We start from the raw sequence: 16,961 nt of genomic DNA on the forward strand, positions 1-16,961 counted from the left end.
TACGCCGCTAATGTCCGATAAGGCAATCGTGGGGATGTGGTCGCGTGGCGGGAATTCGCCGTGCTCTGCGGAGGCACCGGTCGGTGGTCCTCGTCGGATACGACGGGATCGCCTGGTTGGTCGCGACCTTCTGCGTCGTCGTCGCTCGATTCGACGGCGACCTCTCGCGGGTCAACATCGTCGGGACTGTGCTCCTGGCGGGCGTTCTCGCCGTGAGCTATCTCGCGTTCGGCACCGTGTTCCGGCTTCACAGCGGGCGCGCAGTGACGGGCAGCATCGAGGAGGTCGTCCTCGTCACGGCGATCGGCCTCAGCGCGGGCCTCGTCGGCTTCTCCCTCAACTTCCTCAGCGTCCCGCTATGGACTCCACGAGCCGTTCCCATCGGGGCGACGGTCGGCGCCGTGGCGATCATCGCCTGGGGGCGCGTGGCGTGGCGGCGCTGGAAGGAGAGTGGGGAGCGGTACGACCACAGCGCCGCCTCACCGGTCCTCGTCGTCGGTGCAGGCGAGGGTGCGCGACAGCTCGTCCACGCGATCCACCGCGACGAGTCCGCCCGGTGGTGGCCGGTCGCATTGATCGACGACGACCCGCTCAAGCGGCACCTGCGGATCGAAGGAGTGCCGGTGGTCGGCGGGCGAGCAGCGATCGCCGACACGATCCGCGAGCGTGGAATCGAGGCGGTCATCGTCGCGATCCCCTCCGCGGGCCGCGACCTCGTCCGCGACGTCGCCGACATCGCGGACAGTCTTGGCGTGACGGTCAAGGTCCTGCCACCGGTGACGGAGATCCTCGACGCTCGCGTCGGCGTCGAGGACGTCCGCGACCTGGCGATGAGCGACCTGCTCGGCCGCGCGCAGGTGCAGACCGACCTCCGAGCGATGTCGAGGTGTCTCACCGGCCGCCGCGTCCTGGTGACGGGCGCGGGTGGATCGATCGGCAGCGAGCTGTGCAGGCAGGTTCATCGTCTCGGCCCGTCGCAGCTCGTCATGCTCGACCGGGACGAGTCCGCACTGCACACGACTCAGATGACGGTGTACGGCCGGGCGCCGATGGACACCGACGACGTCGTCCTCGCCGACATCCGCGACGCGGAGACCATCGAGGCCGTGTTCCGGTCGTGCCAGCCGGACGTGGTCTTCCACGCGGCGGCGCTGAAGCACCTGCCAGTCCTCGAGCGGTACCCGGGTGAGGCGGTCAAGACGAACATCTGGGGTACGAGGAACGTGCTCGACGCCGCGCGTTTCGCGGAGGTCGACCGGTTCGTCAACATCTCGACCGACAAGGCCGCGAACCCGATCAGTGTCCTCGGCTACTCGAAGCGCGTCGCGGAGGGGCTCACTGCTGCGTGCGACCTCGAGGGCGGGGGCACCTTCTTGAGTGTCCGGTTCGGAAACGTGCTCGGCAGTCGAGGGTCGGTGATCACGGCCTTCGTGCGGCAGCTCTCCGAAGGTCGACCGGTGACCGTCACCCACCCGGAGGCGACGCGCTACTTCATGACGATCGAGGAGGCCGTGGGCCTCGTCGTCCAGGCGACGGCCATCGGCAGGGGAGGCGAGGTTCTCGTGCTCGACATGGGTGAACCGGTCAACATCCACGCGGTCGCACGCCGGCTCGTCGCGATGTCGCAGTCCGATTCCCCCATCGAGTTCATCGGCCTGCGCCCGGGCGAGAAGGTGCACGAGGAGCTGTTCGGCGAAGGCGAGGTCGACCATCGCCCGGCGCATCCCGCCATCTCGCACGTGCCGGTCGCCCCGCTGCCGTTCTCGGCCGTGCAGGCGCTCGATCCGTGGGCTGCTCCGCCGGCAGTCATGCGCGGGTTGGAGCGTCTCGTCAGGCAACTGCGTCCCACCCTGGTCGAGGAGGTGGGATGACGCCGCCGACCCGGATGCTTGCGACCCCGGTCCCGTTCGCGCGACCCGACATCACCGAGCGCGAGATCGAGGCTGTCGTCCGCACGTTACGAGGCGGGTGGGTCACCACGGGCCCTGCCGTTGCTGAGTTCGAGGAGGAGTTCGCCGCGTTTGTCGGCGGCGAGGTGTACTCGGTCGCCGTCAGTTCCGCCACTGCCGGGCTTCACCTAGCGCTAGAGGCGTGCGGAATCGGTCCCGGAGACGAGGTGATCGTCCCGACGTGGACCTTCACTGCGACCGCCGAGGTCGTGCGGTATCTCGGTGCCGTGCCGGTGCTCGTGGACGTGGACCCCCTCACGCTCAATCTGGATCTCGCTGCGGTGGAGGGCGCGCTGAGCCCGCGGACGCGTGCGGTCGTGGTCGTCCACTTCGGTGGCCTGGCAGCGGATACCGCGGGGGTCGCGGATCTGGTCCGCGGACGGGGTATCCGAGTGGTGGAGGACGCCGCACACGCGCTGCCGACGCACGGACACGGTGAGCTCGTGGGGGCGGCGAGGCACTCCGACGCGGCCGTCTTCAGCTTCTACGCCACGAAGCCGGTGACCGCTGGCGAGGGCGGAATGCTGACTACGCGAGATCCGGCCATCGCGGAACGGGCGCGCGTCATGCGGCTCCACGGCATCGACCGCGACGCCTTCGACCGGTACCGGACCGACGTAGCCGGCTGGGAGTACGACGTGGTCGCACCGGGCTTCAAGTACAACCTGCCGGACCCGGCCGCCGCCATCGGGCGCGTACAGCTTGCCCGGGCCCACGCGATGCGCGACCGGCGCCAGCGTGTCGCCGACTGGTACCTCCGCGAGTGGGCCGACCTTCCGCTGGAGCTGCCGGCCCCAGCGGAGGTCGGTGACCTCCACGCATGGCACCTCTTCCCAGTCCGGCTGAACGAGACCGCTGCCGTCGACCGCGACGGTTTCATCGATGCCCTGGCGGCACGCGGCGTCGGAACGAGTGTGCACTTCATCCCGCTGCACCGGCTGACCTACTGGCGCACGTCCCTCGGTCTTGCCGTCGCGCAGTTTCCCGTCGCAGAGGACGCATTCTCAAGGGTCGTGAGCGTGCCGCTGTACAGCGCGATGTCGGACGTCGAGGTGGAGCGCGTCGATTCGGTCGTACGCGAGGTGATGACGTCGTGAGGCGCCTCGTCGAAGCGGTGATGGCCCTGGCGTTGCTCGCCGCCCTCGCGCCGCTGCTAATCCTGATTGGCGTTATCGTGCGCATCGAGTCGGGGCGGCCGGTGATCTTCCGCCAGGTGCGCGTAGGACGCGATGGTCGCGAGTTCGAGATCCTCAAGTTCCGCACCATGCGACCAGAAGGCGGGACTGCGGAGGGGGCCGTCACGGTCGCCGGCGATCCGCGGATCACCGTGGTCGGCGGCGTCCTCCGGCGGACCAAGCTCGACGAGTTGCCGCAGTTGGTCAACGTGCTCCGCGGCGACATGGCGTTCGTCGGCCCGCGTCCGGAGCTGCCCCGCTATGTCGCGCTGTGGCCAGACGAGCTCCGGTGGGAGATCCTCTCCGTCGCGCCCGGCATCACCGATCCCGCGTCGATCGCATTCCGCGACGAGCCGGCGCTCCTCGCGCAGCAGCGCGAGCCGGAGCGCTACTACCGTGAGATCGTCCTCCCGCAGAAGGCCACCATGTACGCCGAGTACGTCCGGGGGCGCTGTCTGCGCACCGACCTCCGCATCGTCGCCCGCACGGTCGAGGCGTTGGTGGCCGGCTGATGCGGATCGGCATCCTCTCGCAGTGGTTCGATCCCGAGCCCGGACCTGCACGGCTGCCTGGTGCGCTGGCCCACTCATTGGCGGAGCGCGGGCACGAGGTGCGGGTCCTGACCGGGTTCCCGAACTATCCGGACGGCGTCGTCCAGGACGGGTACCCGATCGCGTGGCGGCGGGACGAGATCGACCGCGACCTCGTGATCCGGCGCGTGGCGCTGTATCCGAGCCATGACGCGTCGGCCGTGCGTCGGACGGCGAACTACGCATCGTTCGGGGTGTCAGCCGCGGTCGTCGGAGCGTCGGTTTTCAAGGGACTCGACGCCGTGTGGGTCTCCAACTCGCCCGTCACCGTCGGCCTCCCCGCGTGGCGGATCGCCCGCGCGATGCGCCTACCGGTCCTTCTGCACGTCCTCGATCTCTGGCCGGACAACATCGTGTCGTCCGAGGTCGTGACGTCCCGGCGGGCGACGGCGCTGCTCCTGTCGTCCGTGCACCGCTGGAACCGGTGGATGTACCGCACGGCGTCGCACGTCTCGGCGATCTCACCTGGGATCGCGCGGATCCTCGAGAGCCGCGGGGTATCCGCTGGGAAGCTGTCGTACGTGCCGCTGTGGGCCGACGAGCAGACCTTTCGCCCGTCGAGCGACGATGGCTTCCGCGCCACGATGGCTACGCCGCCGGACCGCGTCACCGTGCTGTACGCCGGCACGCTGGGTCGCGCCCAGGCGATCGACAGGCTCGTGGATGCGTGCAATCGCTATCCAAGGCACGAGCCGAGCATCGACGTGTGGATCGCGGGGAGCGGCGTCGAGGAGGAGGAACTGCGCAGGCGCGCCGAGCAGTCGCGGGCGCCCAACGTACGGGTGCGGTTCCTGGGGCGCGTGCCGACCGCCGAGATGCGCTCCGTGATGTCTGCCGCGGACATCCACTTCATCGGTCTGCGGGACGACGCGAACAGCACGGTCACGCTGCCGAGCAAGCTCCAGGCAACGATGGCCTCGGCGAAGCCGATCCTGCTCTCGGTCGCAGGAGATGCCCGCGCGATCGTGGACGAGGCGGGAGCCGGGTTCACCGCCGAGCCTGGCTCGTCGGACGCGCTGACCAGGGCGCTGGTCCAGGCGGCGCGCTCTGGACGGCCCCGCCTTTGCGAGATGGGGCACGCCAGCCGGACGGCGTACGACCGCGACTTCTCGCTCGCGGCGGGGACGACGCGCATCGAGCGCATCCTCGACGGGCTGACTTCAGGGGCGCCGGCATGACTGTCGTGACGGCCCGCCCCGCAGTGGTGGAGGATCTGTCGGCGATCGTCTCGGTGCACCGCGGTGCCTTCCCTGACTTCTTCCTGACGTCCCTGGGTTCCGGCTTCCTCCGCACGTTCTACCGCGGTCTGGTCGACGTGGACTCCGGCGTGCTGCTCGTCGCCGTCGGCGGAGGCGGAAGGATCTTGGGGTTCGTCGGTGGCTCGGAGGATCGGCGAGCCTTCTACCATACGCTGATCCGTCGACGCGGCTGGCGGTTCGCGATCGCCGCCCTGCCGGCGGTCGTACGGCATCCCTCGATGCTGCGACGCGTGGTGCGTGGTCGGCGGCGGGCGAGCGAGCACGAACCGATCCCCGGATCACTCATGTCGTTGGCCGTCGCGCCGGACTCCCGCTCCCTCGGGGTCGGCGAACGCCTCGTGTCGGCCTTCGAGCGCGAGCTTCGGCTGCGCGGCTGCTCGGCGTACGCCCTGACGACGGACGCGTCCGACAACGAAGCGGTGAATGCGTTCTACTCCCGCCTCGGGCTCGTCCGCTCGCGCGTGCTGGTCACGCCGGAAGGCCGCAGACTCAACGAGTACGCACGTATCTGGTCGGACGAGGAGGCAGCTCGATGAGCTTCCGCTACCTGGTCACCGGGGGCACCGGGTCCTTCGGGTCGACGATGGTGCGCCATCTCCTCTCTGGCGGAGCCGCCGAGGTCCGTGTGCTGAGCCGCGACGAGGCGAAGCAGGACGATCTGCGCCGCGCGATCGGCGATGATCGGCTGCGCTGCTTTTTGGGGGACGTCCGTGACCCGGCTAGTGTCCGCGAGGCGGTCGACGGCGTGGATCACGTCTTTCATGCCGCCGCGCTCAAGCAGGTCCCGAGCTGCGAGTTCTTCCCCATGCAGGCCGTCCGCACGAACGTGGAGGGAAGCAGCAACGTCGTCGAGGCCGCGAGTGCTGCCCGCGTGTCCTCAGTCGTGTGTTTGAGCACGGACAAGGCTGTCTACCCGATCAACGCGATGGGGATGTCAAAGGCGCTCATGGAGAGGGTGGCGCAGGCGTACGCACGGAGCCGCCCGAGCTCGCAGACAACGGTGAGCGTCACGCGGTACGGGAACGTCATGTACTCGCGCGGCTCGGTGATCCCGGTGTTCGTCGCGCAAGCGCTGGCCGGGGAGCCCATGACTGTCACCGACCCGACGATGACGCGGTTCCTCATGTCGCTCGAGGACTCGGTCGACCTCGTCGGCTATGCCTTCGACCATGCACGCCCAGGGGATCTCTTCGTGCGGAAGGCGCCTTCGTGCACCATCGAGGTGCTGGCCCGTGCCGTCGCGTCGGTGCTCGGCGACGACGACCCGCGGATCAAAGTGCTCGGGGCGCGCCACGGCGAGAAGCTTTACGAGTCGCTTCTCGGTCGCGAGGAGCGGGCGCGGGCCCAGGACCTCGGCGCCTATTACCGGGTCCCGCTCGACGCGCGCGGCCTCGAGTACGAGCTGTTCGCCGACACCGGTGGGGGCTCCGACCTCGCGCTTGACGAGGACGACTACAACTCGCACAACACGACCCGTCTGGGCGTCGAGGAGGTCAAGGAGCTGCTGCTCTTGCTGCCCGAGATCCGCGCCGCACGAGAGGGAGCACGGTGAAAGTCGTCGTCACGGGTGCCAGCGGCTTTCTCGGGTGGCACCTTCGTTGCCGCTTGCGGGCGCTCGGCGGGTACGAGGTCGTGCCGGTCGCTCGCGCGACCTTCGGGGACCTCGACGAGGCGGTCCGAGGCGCCGATGCGGTGGTCCACGTCGCAGGTGTCAACCGGGCTGAGAGCGACCGCGAGATCACGGAAGGAAACATCGACCTTGCGCGTCGGGTGCGAGGCGCCGTCGTCCGCGCTGGGCAGGCTCCGAGAATCGTGTTTGCCAACAGCGTGCAGGCCGGCAACGGCACTCCGTACGGCGAGGCGAAGGCGACGGCGTCGCAGGTGCTTCGCGACACTGCCGCGGCGGCGGGGTCGCCGTACGTCGACGTCGTACTCCCGAACCTCTTCGGTGAGCACGGCCGGCCGCACTACAACTCCTTCGTCGCCTCGTTCATCCAGCAGGTGGTCGCCGGTGACGCCCCGACGGTGCTCGACCGTGACGTCGAGCTGCTCCACGCACAGGACGCGGCGGCAGCGCTCGTCGCCGCGCTGACTGGGCCGGCGCGGACGGAGCATCCGCCCGGAACCACCGTCGCAGTCACCGAGGTCCTTGCACGGCTGCAGGCGTACGACGCGTCGTACGCCTGCGGTGACTTGCCGGCGCTCGACACCCGATTCACGCGACAGCTCTTCAACACCTACCGTGCGGTCGCATTCGAGCGTCGCGGACCGTTTGCTCTCGACGTCCGTGCCGACGATCGCGGACCTCTGGTCGAGACCGTTCGCGCACACGGGGGTGGCGGGCAGTCCTTCGTCTCCACGACCGCGCCTGGAGCACGGCGCGGCGAGCACTTCCATCTCGAGAAGCTCGAACGATTCGTCGTCGTCCGCGGTCGTGGGCGCATCCGTCTCCGGCGGCTCTTCTCTGACGAGGTCGTGACTTACGACGTGACGGGCGACCACCCTGTGGCCGTCGACATGCCGACAATGTGGGCGCACGACCTGACGAACGTCGGGGTGGACGACCTCGTGACAGCGTTCTGGTCCGACACCGTCTTCGACCCCCGTGACCCCGACACCTTCGCGGAGCCGGTCGACGTCGAAGTCGTGGGCACGACGGTGGGGAGCCGCTCGTGAAGGTCGTGACGATCGTGGGCACGCGTCCGGAGATCATCCGTCTCTCGTGCACGGTCAGCCTGCTCGACGACACTGTGGACCACGTGCTCGTCCACACCGGTCAGAACTATGACCACGGACTCAGTCAGGTGTTCTTCGACGAGCTCGGCCTCAGGCCGCCGGACCACCATCTAGGCGTCGACACTTCGTCGCTCGGCCACGTCCTCGGCGAGACATTGATCGGCACCGAGCGCGTGCTGGCGGCCGAGCAGCCCGACGCCGTGCTGGTGCTCGGCGACACCAACAGCGCGATCGCTGCGGTGATGGCGCGGCGGATGCGGGTGCCGGTCTACCACATGGAAGCGGGCAACAGGAGCTTCGACGACCGCGTGCCCGAAGAGACCAATCGTCATTTGGTCGACCACGTCGCCGACTACAACCTCGTCTACACCGAGCACGCCCGCCGTAATCTCCTCGCCGAGGGGATCCATCCGAGTCGGATCATGCTCACTGGTTCGCCGATGCGCGAGGTCCTCAACCGCTACCGCGCCGAGATCGACGCGTCCGACGTACTTGCGCGCCTCGGGCTCGACCGCGACGGCTACTTCATGGTCAGCGCGCACCGCGAAGAGAATGTGGACCCACCCCAACGGCTCGGCGGGCTGCTCGACTGTCTCGACGCAGTCGCTCGCGAGTGGGGCCTGCCGGTGCTGGTGTCCACCCATCCTCGTACCCGAGCCCGGCTGACCGAGTCAGGTCGCGTGTCCGACGAGCGTGTCCGCTTCGTCGAGCCCTTCGGCTTTCTCGACTACAACAGCCTGCAGCTCGGCGCGGCCTGCGTGCTCTCAGACTCCGGAACGGTCTCGGAGGAGTCGGCGATGCTCGGGTTCCCAGCCATCACGCTTCGTGAGGCGATCGAGCGGCCGGAGGCGATCGACGCCGGGACGATCGTCTTGACGGGGCTCGACCCGCAGCGGGTGGTCGAAGCCGTCGCGCTCGTCCGCAACGACCCGCAGAAGGCGACGGTCACATTGCCGGCCGAGTACGAGATCGCGGACACGTCGCGGCGCGTGGTCAGGTTCTTGCTGTCGACGGTGGGGCAGTTGTGATGGGCATCCGACCGAGGCGACTGTCCCACGGCGGAAGAGTTGTCGAGGACTCGCTGATAGCTGCCGGATTCTGTACGACGTCTCCTCGCGTGTCGCTCATCGAGACCACGTTGCCGCTTCCCCGGAGGCGAGTGCTGGTCCAGAACGCATGGAACGTGGTCGACGAGGACGAGCTCGGGCGGTTACTCGCTCCCTACCCTTCTCGCATGCGCAGACGGATGCGTGTCAGGCGTGCAGTCGCCCAGGCGAATGTTGCGATGGCTGACGAGGCGTGGTGCCTCACCGACGCAGCGGCCGAGCTCGTTCGCGCAGGGTCGCGGGCAGCGACGGTCCGTGTGAGCCCGGTCGCTGGTCCGTGGGACCTGATGCGGCACGAGCGGGTACCGGGCGGCGTGCCGCGATCCGATCAGGTGATCGTGCCGGGGACGATCACCTGGTATAAGCGGCCGGACGATGCGCTGCGCTGGATCTCCGAGAACCACGATCGTCTCGGTACCAGGCAAGTGCTCTTCGCCGGGGAGGACGACGGCTCGGGGTGCTGGCCGTACGTCTATGATCTCGCTGGCCAGATGGGCCTGACGGTGCGACGCCAGACTCTGGATCGGCCGCAACTCTACGCCGCGATGAGGCGAAGTGCGGCGGTTGTTGTGCCGAGCGCCCTCGAGACGCTGGGCTTCGCCCTCAGCGAAGCGCTGTGCCATGCGTCTACCGTGGTCGCCTCGCCCTTGGCCTCCCATCGCGAGGTCGCGAATCGCCTCGGTCGATTCCCCGAATGGCTGGGGGAAGGGTCGTCGGAGCACCGCACATCGGAGCCCGCGCAAGTGAGTGATCGTCTCATCGGCGTGCAAGCGGCTTGGGTTGCGCTCGGTAGGTCTCTCGGCCTCCCTCGGCGAGCGGGCGATGCACGGACGTCGACATCGGCAGGAGTTCTCCGTGGCGGATGATCGCCGGATAGGCAACGTTGTGACTCCTGTCGCCGCCGGTACCGCCGCGGCGGCGGGCGCGCTGGCCGCGCTCCGTTCCGATCGAGCCCTCGAAGTTGTCGGCGCAGTGCTCGTCGCCCTCCTGGTGTGGATGGCGCCGACGCGGATCGGCGTCGTGGTCGTCGTGGTCGCCTCCGTGGCGGCAGGCTTCCAGGTCCCGGGAGCACATCTCGCGCCCCTCCTCGCATGGGCCCTCGCCGTGCTCCTGTTCGCGCGACACGGAATGCTGTACCGCCCGAAGGTGAGGATGTTCCTTGCATTCGTCGCCCTGGGGGTGATCGCACACGCGTCCACGCTCCCGGTCACTGTGCCGCGGGGGCGAGAAGCGGTGGTCGTCTCGGTCGTCGCCCTGCTGCTCGCGGCCGTAGCCGTCCTCGCGGTGTCGGTTGCGGCGTCGCCGCCCGAGATCGTGGATGGCGTGCTCTGTGCAGGAGGGTTGGTCCTGGCGGCCTCGCTCGCACTAGGTGTGATCGTCCCTGAGGTCGCCGTCGAGATGGGTCGCCTCCGCGGTCCTTTCGTCAATGCGAACTCGCTGGGTCTCCTGTCCGCCGTACTTGTCGCGGGTGGGTTGACACGGCGTCACCGAATCGGTGTCCTTGTCGCCTCGATGGCAGCGGCCACGCTCGTCTGGAGCGGTAGCCGTGCATCCGTGACCGCCGCTCTCGCGGCGCTCCTGTGGATCGTCGCGCTCGCGGTGGTCAGAAGGCGCGCCTGGTGGATCGCCTGCGCCGCGTCGATCGTTGTCGCGGCGTCGACAGCGATTGTGACGGGACTAGCCGTACCCGACATCCCGTTGTTCAGATCGACCAATTCGCGCCTGGCCGGTATCGAGTACGCCGTCGGCAGCGTGCGTTTGGAATGGGTTGGAGGAGCGGGATTTGAGAGCTCCCCAGTCGAGATCGCCAGCACGCCCTTCCGCTGGTTGCATGACGGCGGGCTCATCGCACTTGTCTGCGTTCTTGCTGCCTATGCTCTGATGCTTGCCGTCGCCGTCGGCCGGCCCGGCCCGGCGGGTGCACTTCTGGTGGTCGGATTTGTGACATCGCTCTTCGAAGGTTGGCTGTTCTCGGGTGGAGGCACGATGTTCATCGCGTTCTGGTTGCTCTACCTCGGTCTGATCTCTGGCCCGGAGTCTCCCGCGCGCCAGCGACGTGTCGGCGTCGATGGCCAGGCACTCACCGTTCGAAGTGACGTCTGGTTGCCGCACGACGCCAGGTAGGCGACGTTGATCAGCGCCGACGCGTCGACGGTCGGTTTGCGGAGATTGCCGTCGTGAAAGAACCACCGGTCGACTTCTGCCGGCCCGTCTTCGCTCGCGTACTCCCAGTCGAAGATCCAGGTGTGTGATCCGTGCGACAGCATGTTGTGCGGCGCGAGGTCGCCGTGGACGAGGCCGACGGCGACACCGTCGGCCAACGCGCGATCGACTGCCCGGCGGAAGCTGTGGCCGTGGCTGTGGGTGACACGCATGAAGCCCTCCCACCAGCTGAGGTTGTCGACGTCGGAACGAGCGACGAACCGGACGGGGCCGCGATACGCCGTCACGGCGGCATCGGGATAGGCCGTCCGCTGCCGGCGAGAAGAGGCCTCAACCGGCAGCGGCTCGAGGAGAAGGAGTGCGCTGTCCTTGTCGAGCAGATTGAGTCCGAGGCGCCGCGGGACGTGGAATTCCGGGGGGATGCGAGATGCCGCGAGCTCGGCCATCGCGGTTTCGTGCGCGAACGCTGCGCACGCTTCAGCACCGCGCCGGATCTTCCCGAAGGCGGTCGGTCTTTCGTCCCCGTCCAGGGCTATGAGGTAGAGCCTGCCCCGGCGATCCGGTGCGGGCCAGAAGAATGCCGTCCGGTCCAGCCGTGAACCGACTGGGGAGAGCAGTTCCGCGACACGGTGCCCTGAATCGCCCGGGAAGTCCGGCAGATCGTGAGTCGCCACCTTCTCGAACGGTGCTAGCCATGGGGGGAGCGCTGCGATGCCGCGAAGGAACGAACGAACGAGCCTCCGACGGATCGTCGGCGTGAGATACGAGGCGACGGTTGCACGGCGCGTGGCGATGTCGACGTCTGCCGGTAGCGCGCAGATCGGTCTTTGTCCCAGTCGCACCACCTGGAACTGCGCCACGTTCGGGCCCCCATTTGATTGAACGAACGATCGCCCGCTTGATGGTAGCCTCGCCGGGTGAGTCGGGCCTCCCGAACGAACCTCGTCGGTCCGCTGGTCGGGCGGCTCACCACGGCGGCAGTCGACCAATCCTTTGCCAGTCTGCGCAACTCGTTCCTGTTGCTCGCGGTCGCTGCATCCGCCGGCGTCGAGGTGTTCGGGGCCTTCGCCGTTGCATACACAGCCGTCTCCTTCGTCCTCGCAGTCGCACGCGCATACGTCGGGATCCCGCTCACGATCGATCTACCCTTGGTAGGACAGGCCGGTTCGACGTCCTCCCTCACGGGTCACGCGATGTCACTGTCCCTAGCGGCGAGCGTGCCTGTGCTTGCGGTGCTTGCCCTCGCCGGTGCGATCGACTCCCAGCACGCCGGCATGCTGGTCGCGTTGGGACTCGTCGCGCCTGTCGTCCTCCTGCAGGACACCATCCGGTACGTCGCGTCCGCGACGGGTCGACCCACCGCCGCCCTCGTCGCCGACGCTTGCTGGTTAGCCGCAGCGGTCGGTGTCCTCGCCCTCGGCGTCGCCGGGACGCAGTCGCCCGACGTGCTCGTCGCCCTGTGGGGCGCCGGGGGAGCCATCGCTCTCGTGGTCGGTTGGTGGGGAGTCGGGAGGCCGGTCCTGAGGATCGATGGCCTGCGCCGCGTTGTCGCTGAGGACCGTCGCCGCACACGGCTCGGAGCCGAGGGAGCCATCAGCGCATCGACGAGCCTGCTGACGGTAAACGGGATCGCGATCTTCGCGGGCGCCAGCGTGGTCGGGGAGGTCCGGGCGGCGACGACCCTTTTCGGACTCATGAGCGTCATGCTGGTGTTCCTCAGCTTCGGGCTGGGGCCCGAAATGGCGAAGATGCGGGTTGCGAGCCGTGTGACCGTGGCAGCCGCTGCGGCGGCGACCACGGCCGCCGTGGTGATCGTCTGGGGCCTCCTCGTCCTGTCCGACCCGTTCGGCGTCAGTAGTAGCCTCCTCGGTGCTTCGTGGGATGGTGCTAGGCCGCTGATTCCCTACCTGATCGCCGAAGGTGTCGGCCTCTGCCTCTGGGTCTCCTTCGGGACGATGCTCCGCGTGTCGGGGCGCACGTCCATCACGTTGCGCATCAGTGCTACCTACGCCGTGTGCTCTGTCGTATCGATCCTCGGCGTCGCGGCCGCGCTCGGGTCGTCGATTGCAATCGTGCGGACGATGTCGATCCTCGGCGTCGCGGTCGGGTGCGCGACAGTTGTGGCGGCGCGGCGCGCGCACCTCCCGCCGCAGTAAGTCACGCCAAACGAGCGACGTACATCTGGTTGCTCCCGAGGCGGGCGAGCTTCGATGTCGCGAACCAGTCCTCGGACCGCTCGACCAGCCCGTGCGGCGCTGCGGCCGCGATACGGCCACCCCACAACCCGCAGCCTTCCACGCGTTCTGTGATGAGGCCAGCCTGCCGGCACATCTCCCTGATGGTGCGATCGCGGAGGAGAGTGACGGGCTCCTCGGTAGCGCGGAGGTGGTGGAGCGGGTAGAGGACCGCCCGGTGGCTCATGACGTTGCCGTGGTTGTTGAAGACCAGGATCGAGCGATCGTCGCGAAGGCGGCGCCTCAGAGCGGTGAGGGCGGCGGTCGCGAGCTCGCGGCGAGCGTTGAGGACGAAGCGGAACGCCGTGACGACGTCGTACTGCCGTTCGATGGCGGTGCCCGGCAATGTGATGTCGCGGATCGAGATCTCCGCTGTGGGGACGCGTGCCCGTGCGTGCGTAGCCATAGCGGCGGACGTGTCGATGCCGTAGGCCCGCCGTGCTCTCGGTGCGATGAGCTCAAGGACTCGACCGGTCCCTGTTGCGAAGTCGAGGTAGTCGCGCGGATGGTCCTGGCCGCTCCGTGCGAGGACGTCGAGCAGTTGGCGCCGCTCGACATCCCATAGCAGGGACGAGTAGGTTCCCGGCCCGTAGTGGTCGACGTATCGCGCTACTGCTTCGTCCGTGGCGAAGTGGTTGACGTACCTCATCAGTCCTCGCCGTCCCAGTGCGCTCGGCGTCTCATGCCATCAGCATCGCGGCGGCGCGCCCCTGACGCACCTCGGCGCTCTGCCTGCCGCGCTCAATATCACACCGTTACGATTCGTGGTCCACAGGGCCTGCCACTTAGACTTGACCAGTTATGACTGATTCCGCGCCGAATGACGCGCACCCTACTTTTGCTGACCTCCTCTCCGACGAGCGACTGGTCCGCGCCCTTGCTGACGTCGGCTACGAATCGCCGTCCCCCATCCAGGCCGAGGCGATCCCCCCGCTCCTCGATGGCCACGACATCATCGGCATGGCGCAGACCGGCACCGGCAAGACCGCCGCCTTCGCGCTCCCGATTCTCTCTGGCATCGACGTGACGCGCCCGGAGACTCAGGCCCTCGTCCTCGCCCCTACCCGTGAGCTCGCGCTGCAGGTCGCCGAGGCGTTCGCCTCGTACGCGAAGCACCTGCCGGGCCTCAACGTGGTCCCCGTCTACGGTGGCGCCGGCTACACCGAGCAGCTTGCGGGTCTCCGCAAGGGTGCGCACGTGGTCGTCGGCACCCCGGGGCGTGTGATCGACCACCTCGAGCGCGGCCGGCTCGACCTCACGACCATCTCGAACCTCGTCCTCGACGAGGCTGACGAGATGCTCAAGATGGGGTTCGCGGACGACGTCGAGCGCATCCTGCGTGACACCCCGTCGACGAAGCAGGTCGCGCTGTTCTCGGCGACGATGCCGTCGACCATCCGCCGCCTGGCCAACCAGTACCTCACCGACCCCGTCGAGGTGAAGGTCCAGTCCCAGACGGTCACCGCCAAGAACGTCCGCCAGCGTTGGCTGCTGGTCCCGCACTTCCGCAAGCTCGACGCCCTCAGCCGCTTCCTCGAGGTCGAGCCCCACGAAGGCGTCATCGTCTTCGTCCGGACGAAGTCGGCCACCGAGGAGCTCGCCGAGCAGCTCCGCGTGCTCGGTCACACCGCCCAGGCGATCAACGGCGACCTCGTGCAGGCCCAACGTGAGCGCGCCGTCAACGCGCTCAAGAACGGCTCTCTCGACATCCTCGTCGCGACCGATGTCGCCGCGCGTGGCCTCGACGTCGACCGCGTCAGCCACGTCGTGAACTACGACATCCCGCATGACCCCGAGGCGTACGTCCACCGGATCGGCCGCACGGGCCGCGCAGGCCGCAGCGGTGACGCGATCCTGTTCGTCACGCCGCGCGAGCGCCGGCTCCTGAGCGTCATCGAGCGCACGACCGGGCAGCCGGTCACACCGATGGACATCCCGACCGCCGAGCAGGTCAACGCGCGCCGGGTGGAGCTGTTCGAGGAGGCGATCACGGACGCGCTCGCGAGCCGTGACGTCCACCTGTTCCGCGGCATGGTCGGCAAGTACGCGGAGGCGACCGGCGTCGATCCGCTCGACGTCGCGGCCGCCCTGGCCGTACGCGCGCACGACGGCCGGACGTTCCTTCTCGACGCCAAGGACGACATCCAGCTCTCCGAGCGCGACCGTCGTGACCGTGAACGCGGTGAGCGCGGTGACCGTCCCGAGCGGCCCCAGCGTCCCACCCCCGACGGCATGGCCGTCTACCGCCTCGCGGTCGGCAAGCGTCAGCGCGCCACCCCGAAGTCGATCATGGGCGCCCTTGCGAACGAGGGCGGCCTCGGCCGCTCCGACTTCGGCAACATCTCGATCCGGTTCGACCACTCGCTGGTCGAGCTGCCGGATCCGCTGCCGAACGGCGCCGAGAACGCGCTCAGCCGGACCCGGATCGGGGGCGAGCTGATCCACCTCGAGCGTGACCGCGGTCCGCGCGGCAGCGGGGGCAGTGGTGGACGCTCCGGTTCGAGCGGTCCTCGTCGCGGCGGCGGTCGTCCGTGGGACAACGCGGGCAAGGGCCCGGTACGGTCGGCCAGGGCACCGCGACGCAAGGGGTAGGCATGGACGAGCTCGGGACGGTCGTACAGCACTACGACTGGGGCTCGACCACAGTTCTTCCGGCGATGCTCGGAGCACCGGCCGACGGGAGACCGTGGGCGGAGCTGTGGATGGGCACGCACCCCCTCGGTGAGTCGACCGTCGGTCTCGCCGACGGGTCGACCGTCCCGCTCAGTGAGGTCGTGGGGGAGCGCCTCCCGTACCTGCTCAAGATCCTGGCGATCGCCAAGCCGCTGTCGCTCCAGGTGCACCCCGAGGCCGTCATGGCTGAGCGTGGCTTCGTGCGCGAGAACGAGCGGGGTGTCTCGCTCGACGCCGCGCACCGCGTGTTCAAAGACCCGAACCACAAGCCGGAGATGGTCTACGCACTGACGCCGTTCGAGGGCCTGATCGCGTTCCGGCCGACGGCTGAGGTGTGGCACGTTCTCGAGGGTCTCGATTCGCCGCTGGCGCATCGGCTGAACGACGAGCTGCGCGCCGACCCGGGGTTCCCCGGTCTCGTGCGCATGGTCGGCAGGTTGTTGTCCCCGTGGATGGGGCCGACGCGAGAGGAGCTCGACGGATTTGTCGCAGACTGCCGCGACAAGTACGAGTCCGGGGCTGACCGGCGACGGGCGTACGAGACGGTCTGCGAGCTCGCCCAGCACCACGGCAGTGATCCGGGCCTCGTCGTCGCTGCTCTCCTCAACCGGATCCGTCTCGACCCCGGCCAGGCCGCGTTCGTCGAGGTTGGCGTGCTGCACGCCTATCTGAGCGGGACGTGCGTCGAGGTGATGGCCGGGTCGGACAACGTCCTCCGCGCCGGCCTGACCTCCAAGCACGTCGAGCCTCAGGCTCTTGTGGACTGCGTCCGGATGGGCATGGCAGAGGCTCACGTCGTCACCCCGAAGGACGAAGGCGGCGTTCAGGTGTTCGCGCCTGGGGTGGAGGAGTTCGCGCTCGCCGCGGCGACAGTCGCCGACGGAGCTGAGGCGACACTGCCGGGTTCGGGGCCTCGGATCGTCCTCTGCGTCGACGGGACAGTCACCGTGTCCGCCGACCGAGGCTCCGTCGTCCTCACCCCAGGACGCTCGGCGTTCGTCGAGCACGACGACGGCATGGTCTCCGTGAAGGGCGCGGGCAAGGTCGTACAGGCCTACACACCAGCTTCGTAGGCA

General features: G+C 68.6%; 15 protein-coding genes. 13 read left to right on the plus strand and 2 right to left on the minus strand.

All coding sequences use genetic code 11. The features are described 5' to 3' along the window. Window positions 1–83: 83 nt before the first annotated feature. From GH747_RS05650 to GH747_RS05695, 10 genes are all read left to right on the plus strand, one after another. Window positions 84–1,871 carry a nucleoside-diphosphate sugar epimerase/dehydratase gene (locus GH747_RS05650; protein WP_149768515.1) on the plus strand — a complete coding sequence of 596 codons (1,788 nt, stop codon included), beginning with the start codon at window positions 84–86 and terminating at the stop codon, window positions 1,869–1,871. Then, window positions 1,868–3,046, plus strand: coding sequence for a DegT/DnrJ/EryC1/StrS family aminotransferase (locus GH747_RS05655; RefSeq protein ID WP_149768516.1), 1,179 nt, complete (start codon window positions 1,868–1,870; stop codon window positions 3,044–3,046). Before GH747_RS05650 ends, GH747_RS05655 begins: the two co-directional genes overlap by 4 nt. Then, window positions 3,043–3,636 (plus strand): sugar transferase, encoded by a 594-nt coding sequence (locus GH747_RS05660; RefSeq protein ID WP_149768517.1) that lies wholly within the window; start codon window positions 3,043–3,045, stop codon window positions 3,634–3,636. Before GH747_RS05655 ends, GH747_RS05660 begins: the two co-directional genes overlap by 4 nt. Next, complete coding sequence (locus tag GH747_RS05665) at window positions 3,636–4,892, plus strand: glycosyltransferase family 4 protein (RefSeq protein ID WP_149768518.1); 1,257 nt, start codon at window positions 3,636–3,638, stop codon at window positions 4,890–4,892. The genes GH747_RS05660 and GH747_RS05665 overlap by 1 nt, the downstream gene beginning before the upstream one ends. Beyond that, the gene (locus GH747_RS05670; RefSeq protein ID WP_149768519.1) at window positions 4,889–5,509 is read left to right on the plus strand and encodes a GNAT family N-acetyltransferase; all 621 of its coding nucleotides are present in this window, start codon (window positions 4,889–4,891) and stop codon (window positions 5,507–5,509) included. The genes GH747_RS05665 and GH747_RS05670 overlap by 4 nt, the downstream gene beginning before the upstream one ends. Next, a complete protein-coding gene (locus tag GH747_RS05675) occupies window positions 5,506–6,525 on the plus strand; it encodes a polysaccharide biosynthesis protein (RefSeq protein ID WP_149768520.1) in 1,020 nt (339 codons plus the stop codon). The genes GH747_RS05670 and GH747_RS05675 overlap by 4 nt, the downstream gene beginning before the upstream one ends. After that, window positions 6,522–7,649, plus strand: coding sequence for a polysaccharide biosynthesis C-terminal domain-containing protein (locus GH747_RS05680; protein ID WP_149768521.1), 1,128 nt, complete (start codon window positions 6,522–6,524; stop codon window positions 7,647–7,649). Before GH747_RS05675 ends, GH747_RS05680 begins: the two co-directional genes overlap by 4 nt. Next, window positions 7,646–8,737, plus strand: coding sequence for a non-hydrolyzing UDP-N-acetylglucosamine 2-epimerase (gene wecB, locus GH747_RS05685; RefSeq protein WP_149768522.1), 1,092 nt, complete (start codon window positions 7,646–7,648; stop codon window positions 8,735–8,737). Before GH747_RS05680 ends, wecB begins: the two co-directional genes overlap by 4 nt. Before the next feature lie 206 nt (window positions 8,738–8,943). Continuing rightward, entirely contained in the window at window positions 8,944–9,681 is a 738-nt protein-coding gene (locus GH747_RS05690) for a glycosyltransferase family protein (RefSeq protein WP_149768523.1), read from the plus strand. Beyond that, the gene (locus GH747_RS05695; protein WP_149768524.1) at window positions 9,671–10,939 is read left to right on the plus strand and encodes a hypothetical protein; all 1,269 of its coding nucleotides are present in this window, start codon (window positions 9,671–9,673) and stop codon (window positions 10,937–10,939) included. Before GH747_RS05690 ends, GH747_RS05695 begins: the two co-directional genes overlap by 11 nt. Here the strand turns inward: GH747_RS05695 and GH747_RS05700 are convergent. Continuing rightward, window positions 10,825–11,838 carry a protein kinase family protein gene (locus GH747_RS05700; RefSeq protein ID WP_149768525.1) on the minus strand — a complete coding sequence of 338 codons (1,014 nt, stop codon included), beginning with the start codon at window positions 11,836–11,838 and terminating at the stop codon, window positions 10,825–10,827. The genes GH747_RS05695 and GH747_RS05700 overlap by 115 nt on opposite strands. A gap of 357 nt (window positions 11,839–12,195) precedes the next feature. On the opposite strand from GH747_RS05700, the gene GH747_RS05705 reads away from it, so the two are divergent. Continuing rightward, window positions 12,196–13,134, plus strand: coding sequence for an MATE family efflux transporter (locus GH747_RS05705; protein ID WP_149768526.1), 939 nt, complete (start codon window positions 12,196–12,198; stop codon window positions 13,132–13,134). Window position 13,135: 1 nt separating this feature from the next. Here the strand turns inward: GH747_RS05705 and GH747_RS05710 are convergent, their stop codons facing one another. Beyond that, window positions 13,136–13,861 (minus strand): methyltransferase domain-containing protein, encoded by a 726-nt coding sequence (locus GH747_RS05710; RefSeq protein ID WP_149768527.1) that lies wholly within the window; start codon window positions 13,859–13,861, stop codon window positions 13,136–13,138. Between the two features lie 152 nt (window positions 13,862–14,013). On the opposite strand from GH747_RS05710, the gene GH747_RS05715 reads away from it, so the two are divergent. Both GH747_RS05715 and manA read left to right on the plus strand, forming a co-directional pair. After that, window positions 14,014–15,804 carry a DEAD/DEAH box helicase gene (locus GH747_RS05715; RefSeq protein WP_149768528.1) on the plus strand — a complete coding sequence of 597 codons (1,791 nt, stop codon included), beginning with the start codon at window positions 14,014–14,016 and terminating at the stop codon, window positions 15,802–15,804. A 2-nt stretch (window positions 15,805–15,806) separates the two neighbouring features. Then, window positions 15,807–16,958 carry a mannose-6-phosphate isomerase, class I gene (gene manA, locus GH747_RS05720; RefSeq protein ID WP_149768529.1) on the plus strand — a complete coding sequence of 384 codons (1,152 nt, stop codon included), beginning with the start codon at window positions 15,807–15,809 and terminating at the stop codon, window positions 16,956–16,958. The last annotated feature ends 3 nt before the right edge of the window (window positions 16,959–16,961 follow it).

It is taken from the genome of Mumia xiangluensis, from assembly GCF_010994095.1.
Taxonomy (GTDB): domain Bacteria; phylum Actinomycetota; class Actinomycetes; order Propionibacteriales; family Nocardioidaceae; genus Mumia; species Mumia xiangluensis.